General features: G+C 62.1%; 7 protein-coding genes and 1 tRNA gene. 4 read left to right on the forward strand and 4 right to left on the reverse strand.

Translation table 11 applies throughout. From position 1 onward, the window contains the following. Window positions 1-12 precede the first annotated feature (12 nt). Window positions 13-1,974, forward strand: coding sequence for an acyltransferase family protein (locus NKH22_RS30705; RefSeq protein ID WP_352912312.1), 1,962 nt, complete (start codon window positions 13-15; stop codon window positions 1,972-1,974). Window positions 1,975-2,021: 47 nt separating this feature from the next. Here the strand turns inward: NKH22_RS30705 and NKH22_RS30710 are convergent. Beyond that, window positions 2,022-2,097 (reverse strand) — tRNA-Ala (locus NKH22_RS30710). Between the two features lie 149 nt (window positions 2,098-2,246). On the opposite strand from NKH22_RS30710, the gene NKH22_RS30715 reads away from it, so the two are divergent. Together NKH22_RS30715 and NKH22_RS30720 are read left to right on the forward strand one after the other, a co-directional pair. Then, window positions 2,247-2,549 carry a YggT family protein gene (locus tag NKH22_RS30715; RefSeq protein WP_023704981.1) on the forward strand — a complete coding sequence of 101 codons (303 nt, stop codon included), beginning with the start codon at window positions 2,247-2,249 and terminating at the stop codon, window positions 2,547-2,549. Then, window positions 2,546-2,869, forward strand: a complete 324-nt coding sequence (locus tag NKH22_RS30720) for a DUF167 family protein (protein WP_023821995.1) — start codon at window positions 2,546-2,548, stop codon at window positions 2,867-2,869. The genes NKH22_RS30715 and NKH22_RS30720 overlap by 4 nt, the downstream gene beginning before the upstream one ends. On the opposite strand, the gene NKH22_RS30725 is transcribed toward NKH22_RS30720, so the two are convergent. Genes NKH22_RS30725 through NKH22_RS30735 form a run of 3 tightly spaced genes read right to left on the reverse strand, consistent with a single transcriptional unit; the run spans window position 2,866 to window position 5,618 of the window. After that, entirely contained in the window at window positions 2,866-3,747 is an 882-nt protein-coding gene (locus NKH22_RS30725) for a MurR/RpiR family transcriptional regulator (RefSeq protein WP_023681445.1), read from the reverse strand. The genes NKH22_RS30720 and NKH22_RS30725 overlap by 4 nt on opposite strands. A gap of 30 nt (window positions 3,748-3,777) precedes the next feature. Then, the gene (locus NKH22_RS30730) at window positions 3,778-4,845 is read right to left on the reverse strand and encodes an ABC transporter ATP-binding protein (protein WP_023821996.1); all 1,068 of its coding nucleotides are present in this window, start codon (window positions 4,843-4,845) and stop codon (window positions 3,778-3,780) included. 2 nt (window positions 4,846-4,847) lie between these two features. Continuing rightward, entirely contained in the window at window positions 4,848-5,618 is a 771-nt protein-coding gene (locus NKH22_RS30735; protein WP_023704977.1) for an SDR family NAD(P)-dependent oxidoreductase, read from the reverse strand. Window positions 5,619-5,795: 177 nt separating this feature from the next. Here NKH22_RS30735 and NKH22_RS30740 point away from each other — a divergent pair, with 177 nt between their 5' ends. After that, entirely contained in the window at window positions 5,796-7,028 is a 1,233-nt protein-coding gene (locus NKH22_RS30740) for an ABC transporter substrate-binding protein (protein ID WP_352912315.1), read from the forward strand. Window positions 7,029-7,274: the final 246 nt, after the last annotated feature.

Genomic DNA, 7,274 nt, shown 5'->3' on the forward strand with positions numbered 1-7,274 from the left:
GGGGGATACCCGGTGACAATCGATCAGAACCGTCGGTTTCGACCCGAAATACAAGGGTTGCGCGGACTGGCCGTCGCTCTGGTCGTCGTCTTTCACCTGTGGCCCCATGCTCTTCCCGGCGGATATATCGGCGTCGACGTCTTTTTCGTCATCTCTGGCTATCTGATCACCGGGCTGCTGGCGCAGATGGCGCTGCGCGACGGTCGGATTTCACTGATCGAATTCTACTCGCGACGGGTGCGACGATTGTTGCCGGCAGCAACCCTGGTGCTGCTGGTCGCATTGCTGGGCACGCTGCTTTTCATCTCAAAGGCGCGCTGGGAGGAAATAGGCAACCAGATCGTGGCGAGCGCTCTTTATGTCGAGAACTGGCGGCTGGCCTCGATTGCGGTCAGCTATCTCGAGGCCGACACCTTGCCGAGCCCGGTGCAACACTACTGGTCGCTTTCCATCGAAGAGCAGTTCTACATCGCCTGGCCGTTGGTGATGATCGGCGTGATCTGGCTGGCGCGCCGCCGTGACCTTCCGCTGAGGGCCTGCTTGATCGGGGCGTTGTCGGTCATTTTCGCGGCATCACTTGTTGCCTCTGTCGTTTTGACGGCGACGGATCCGGCCCAGGCCTATTTCGTCAGCCATACCCGCCTGTGGGAATTGGCGCTGGGTGGTCTGCTGGTGCTGACCGAACACCAGTTTCGACTGGCGGCACTCACTAGACAGTGGCTGGCGATCGCCGGCATCCTGGGCATCGTTGCGTCCGCCTTGCTGTTTTCCGCTGCAACTCCATTTCCCGGCGTCATTGCGTTGTTGCCGACCTTGGCCACAGTGCTGGTCATCCTGGCTGGCGAGGTTGGAGTCGGCCGGTTTCGTGGGCTCGATTCGTTGCCACTTCGTTTCATCGGCGATCGCTCCTACTCGGTCTATCTATGGCATTGGCCGCTGATCACCATCTTCCAGGCGCAGGGTCATTCGCTGACCCTTGCCGGCGGTTTCGGCCTGATTGCGGCGACCCTGTTTCTATCGGATCTGTCCTATCGATATGTTGAGCAGCGCTACCGGCAAGCTCGGGGCGGCGCCTGGCGGAAGCCGCTGGGATACGGCACCGCGGCAGTTCTCACATGCGTGGCCGCATCCGGCAGCCTGCTGCTCTTTCTGAAGACCGAACGCATCGACACCGCGCTGATCGGCACGCCTTCCTACCCTGGGCCCGCCGCTCTCGTCTCCGGCGCCGTGGTCCCGGACGGTGTGAACCTTCTGCCGCCGCTGGCCCGGCTGAGGCGGGACGTGCCGGTCGTGTATGCAAGGAAGTGCCACCAGGAGGAAAGCTCGGAGCCCAAACGATGCTCTCTAGGCGATCCCACGGGTGCGAAAACAATGGTTCTGGTGGGAGATTCTCATGCAGCCCAGTGGGTGCCGGCTCTGGACAAGATCGCAAAGGACCGCAACTTCAAACTGGTTACCTTTACAAAATCCGCCTGCCCATTCACCCGCGTGGCCATCACGGCGGATGGCAAACCCAACATCTTATGCGCGCAGTGGCACGAAAAGGTGCTGGCCGAGATCCTAAAGCTGAAACCGGATCTGATCTTCACCAGCCAGTCCAATTACGGAGCGGTTCAGCAAGACGTGATGATCAAGGGGCTGCGAAGTCTCTGGGGCGGGCTGACGGACGCCGGCTCGCAAATCGTTGCCATCCGCAACACGCCCTATATGAAATTCGACCCGGGCGAATGCCTGAGTTCGACGCCAACGAAATGCGTCACCAAACTGAGCGATATTGAGCGGAGCAACGTGTTGGCGCTCGCCGCGGAGGGACAGAAAAATGTGCGCGCTATCGATATGGTCGATGCGATTTGCGGGCCGCAACTATGCCCGGCAGTTGTCGGCAACATCATCGTCTGGCGGGACAGTCATCATCTGACCGCCAGCTACTCGCTTGCCCTGGCGCCCTATCTCGCAGCGAAGACGGGGCTTTGACGAGACGTCTCGGAAGTCAGATGTGTCGACAGGCACGAAAAATCCGCTGGTGGAGCTGAGGAGGATCGAACTCCTGACCTCGTCATTGCGAACGACGCGCTCTCCCAGCTGAGCTACAGCCCCGTCCAGCGGATGGCGCATTTATCGAAGGCTGCGGTTTCCTGTCAAGACGAAACGGCTCACCAAGATAGCGGCATGGCGCACTTGGGAAAGCGGGTCTTGCCGGTTCCGGATGCAGTGGCTACATGTCGTGCGTTCGCAAGGAGCTACTGATGGTCGCCGTCTTTTACACGCTGCATGCCGCACTAAGTATCTATTGGTGGATCATAATCGGCGCGGCCATCTTCTCGTGGCTTTACGCCTTCAACGTCGTCAATTCACGCAATCAGCTCGTCAACTCCATCGGTACCACGCTCTATCGACTGACCGAGCCGGCTTTGCGACCGATTCGCCGCCTTCTGCCCGACCTCGGCGGTGTAGACATTTCACCAATCATTCTGCTTTTGGCGCTGACATTTATCAGCATGTTCTTGAACTACACCGTTCAGCCGATGTTCGGCATCGGGCCGATGTGACCTCTGCCACCAGCTTGCCGTACCGTCTGCGCGAGGACGGCATCGACCTGTTCGTGCGGCTGACGCCCAAGGCAGCGGTGGACAGGCTCGAAGGCGCGGAGACGGCGGCCGACGGGCGCTGCCACCTAAAAGCCCGCGTGCGCGCCGTGCCGGAGAATGGCGCCGCCAATCAAGCATTGCAAAGACTTGTCGCCAAGGCGCTGGGCGTTCCTGCATCGGCGGTGTCGGTCGTTGCTGGCGCCACCGCTCGCATGAAGACGCTGCGCATGCTCGGCGACCCGGCGGTGCTGGTGACGAGCATCAAGGCGATCGCCGGCTAATCCCCCAGCGGCAATTTGGGATCATCGACCTTCAGCGTGTTCACGCTCTGCTTGATGCGGCGCAGGTTTTCGAGAACCCTGGGTCCGCGCGTCTCGGCCACGGAGGTGACGATCATGTCGACGATCGACAGCAGAGCATAGCGCGACGAGGTCGGCTTGTAGATGTTGCCGTCCTCCAGCGACTGGAACTGGATGACGGTATCGGCGGCCTTGGCGAGCGCTGATTCCGGCGGGGTTACGGCGATGGTGGTGGCGCCATATTGCTGGGCGACCTGCACGGCGTCGATGACCGATCGCGCATAGCCGGACACCGAGAACGCGATCAACGTCGTCTCCGATGTGGCGACCGCGGCATACATGCGCTGCAACTGCCCGTCGATCTGCGCCAGCACCGGCACGCCCAGCCTAAACAGCCGGTTCTGCATCTCGGTCGCCATCATCGAGGAAATGCCACCGGAGCCGATGCACAGCACATTGCCCGAACTGACGATGCGCGCGGCCACGCCCACCAGCGTCTTCATGTCGAGGTTTTCGCTGGCGCGCTGGATGGCGGCGATTGCCGCTTCGGTGATGGCCGACGCAATGCGCTGCTCGCGCGCGTCCCGGTTCAGCGGTTCGGGCGATAAATACTGGCCGCCAATGGCGATCGCCTGCGCCAGGTAGAATTTGAAATCGCGCAGACCCTCGCAGCCGAGATTGCGGCAGAAACGGGTGACCGTCGGCTCGCTGACGCCGACGCGCGCGGCAATCTCGGAGATTGCCGCCTTGGAGGCGAAGTCGAGATCGGTCAGCACGAGGCCGGCCAGGCGGCGGTCCGATTTGGTGCCGTCCTGCGACATCAGCTGCAGGCGCGTGATGATGTCGGCCGGCGTTTTCATTTCTGGGTTGTCGTCTTCATAGCGCTGCCTTCATAGCGGCAGGCCTGTTGCCGTGTCGAACAGATGAATGTTGCCCGGCGCGACGGAGACCGGCAGCATTTCGCCGGGCTTGACCTGAACCCGGTCGCGGAATACGGCGCGCACCGTGTCAGCGCCGATGGCGCCATAGACATGGGTTTCCGAGCCGGTCGGCTCGACGACGTCGACCTTGATCGCCATCGCGTCGACAGCCTCGCCGATGACGAAGTGTTCGGGCCGTATGCCGGCCTCGACCGTGCTGCCAGCCGGCACCGTCTTGCTGCCGAGCGCCAGTCGCCCTCCGCCGGCCGATTCGAACCAGCTTTTCTCGGGCGTCGTCTTCAGGGCGCCGGAGACAAAACTCATCGACGGCGAGCCGATGAAGGAGGCGACGAATTTGTTGGCGGGGCGGTCGTAGAGTTCCAGCGGTGCGCCGACCTGCTGGATCTTGCCGCGATCCATCACCACGATGCGGTCGGCCATGGTCATGGCCTCGATCTGGTCGTGGGTGACGTAGACGATGGTCGATTTCAGCCGCTGGTGCAGCGCCTTGATCTCGGTGCGCATCTGCACGCGCAGTTGCGCGTCGAGATTGCTGAGCGGCTCGTCGAACAGGAACACCGAGGGTTCGCGCACGATGGCGCGGCCCATGGCGACGCGCTGGCGCTGGCCGCCCGACAACTCCCGGGGATAGCGGTCGAGATAGGAGAACAGGTTGAGGACGCCGGAGGCCTTTTTCACCTTGTCGTCGATTGCCGTGCGGCTTTCGCCGCGGATCTTTGGGCCGAAGCCGATATTGTCGGCCGCTTTCAGATGCGGAAACAGCGCATAGGACTGAAAGACCATTGCAATATTGCGCTGCTGTGGCGGCAAATCGTTGGCGCGCATTCCGCCGATCAAGAGGTCGCCTGAGGTGATCGGCTCCAGCCCGGCCAGCATGCGCAGCAAGGTCGACTTGCCGCAGCCGGAAGGGCCGACCAGCACGACGAACTCGCCGCTCTTGATGTCGAGGCTGATGTTTTCGAGGATCTTGTGGCGTCCGAAGGATTTCGACAGGTCGCGGAACTCGACATCGGTCATGGTCAGGCTCCCAATATGTCGTCGATGAAGGGCAGGAAGCCGGCGGTCAGTCCAGCGTCGACCGGCACCACCGCGCCGGTTATCCCCGATGCGCGATCCGAAACAAGGAAGGCCACTGCTTCGGCCACTTCCGTGGCGTCGACGATGCGGCCGAGCGGATAGAGCCGTTTGAGCTTGCCGAGAACATCCGGGTTCTTGGCCAGCCGATGGTCCCATGCGGCGGTGCGGATCGAGCCGGGGCAGACGACATTGGCGCGCAGCCCGTTGCGGCCGAGTTCCACAGCGATCGCTTTGGCATAGGCATTGATGCCGGCCTTGGCTGCGGCATAGGCCGGGTTGCCGAAATGGGCGATGGCGTTGACGGAAGAGATGAAGACGACGCTGCCCGAACCGCGCGCGGCCATCGCCTTGATCAGTGGATCGGCGAACAGCATCACCCCGGTCAGATTGAGGTCGAGCTCGTGCTCAATCTTATCGGGTGTCAATGCGGCAAGCGTCTCTGCGCGCGTCCAGCCGGCATTGTTGATCAGCATGTCGGGAACGCCATCTTTCTCAAGGATCGCTGGTATCGCCGCCTCGATGGAAGCCCGGTCGAGGAGGTCGAAGGCGTGACGCGACGCCAGGTGTGGGCTGCGCAACGCATCTTGCGACTGGTCGCAGCCGACGACCCGCGCGCCTCGTTCGGCCAGCAGCGCCACAATAGCCGAGCCGAGCCCGCCGCCGGCGCCGGTCACCAGCACGGTCTTGCCCGCGAATTCGGCCGTTGAAACCACCCTGCGCGCCTCCCTGGGATCTACGATAGTCGGAAACGCTATTTTAAGAAATGTAATTAAGCAACAGGATAATCCGCTTGCACAGCGCGAAATCATGGATAATGTAGGAAAGTCACATAAAGCCTTGGCCGCCCCAAAGCCGCAAGAGTGCAGACGCAATCAAAAGGGAGAGATCGAATGAAGCTTGCAAAATGGACTGTCGGCCTGATGGCCGGAATGAGCCTGCTCGCCCTGGCCGCGCAGGCAGATGCCGGCGAGGTGCGCGTAACCGTCGCCGAATACAGCGCCAAGACCGGCCCGTATTTCGAAGCGGTGAAAAAGGAATTCGAGGCAGCCAACCCGGGTATCACCGTCAAGTTCGAAGTTGTGCCGTGGGACGTGCTGCTGCAGAAGCTGACCACCGACATCACGGCCGGCACCAATGCCGACCTGTCGATCATCGGCACCCGCTGGCTGATCGATTTCGTCCAGCAGGATGTCGCCGAGGCGCTCGACGGCTACATCAAGCCAGACTTCAAGGACCGCTTCATCGACACCTTCCTGTCGCCGTCGATCATGGAGGGCAAGACCTATGGCCTGCCGATCGCGGCCTCGGCGCGCGCCATGTACTACAACAAGGAATTGTTCGAGAAGGCCGGAATCGCCAACCCGCCGGCAACCTGGACCGAGTTGCAGGAGGATGCGCGCAAGATCAAGGCGCTGGGCACCGGCACGTTCGGCTTCGGCCTGCAGGGCAAGGAGATCGAGACCGACGTCTATTACTATTATGCGATGTGGTCGCAAGGCACCGAGATCCTCAACAAGGACGGCACGTCGGGCCTCGGCACGCCGGGCGCGCTCGAAGCCGCCAAGCTTTACAAGTCGATGATCGACGAAGGCCTGACGGAACCCGGCGTCACCTCCAACAACCGCGAGGACGTCCAGAACCTGTTCAAGCAGGGCAAGGTCGGCATGATGATCACCGCGCCCTTCCTGTCCAACCAGATCAAGGACGAGGCGCCGAACCTGAAATATGGCATGGCCGCTATCCCCGCCGGACCGACCGGCGCGCGCGGCACGTACGGCGTCACCGATTCCATCATCATGTTCAAGAATTCCAAGAACAAGGATGAGGCCTGGAAGCTGCTCGACTTCCTGTTCACCACCGAACAGCGCGCCAAGTTCACGCAAGGGGAAGGCTTCCTGCCGGTGAACAAGGAAGAGGCCAAGATGGACTATTACGTCAACAATGCCGATCTGGCAGCGTTCACCGCGCTGCTGCCCGACGCCCGCTTTGCACCGGTCATCCCCGGCTGGGAAGAAGTCGCCCAGATCACCTCGGATGCCATGCAGAAGATCTATCTCGGCGGCGACCCCGAGGCAGGCTTGAAGGAAGCGGCTGCCAAGGCCAACGCCGTGATCAAGAAATAGGGCGTATCTCCCTGCGCCCGGCGCGCCCCACGGGGCGCGCCACACTTCCTCTCCCTCCGGAGGGGGGAGAGGTGGCTCGGCGAAGCCGAGACGGAGTGGGGGAACCACCTGGCAACCGCCGCGAACGGACATAGGAAGGGCAATAGGGGCAAACATCACCTCGCCTTGCGCCCCAAGGGTCGACATCCACTCCGTCGCGCGCCCCCCCCAACAGCTCACCGTGCCGCCACCCACCCGCGAGAACCG

Source organism: Mesorhizobium sp. M1252 (assembly GCF_040318265.1).
In the GTDB taxonomy this organism is placed as follows: domain Bacteria; phylum Pseudomonadota; class Alphaproteobacteria; order Rhizobiales; family Rhizobiaceae; genus Mesorhizobium.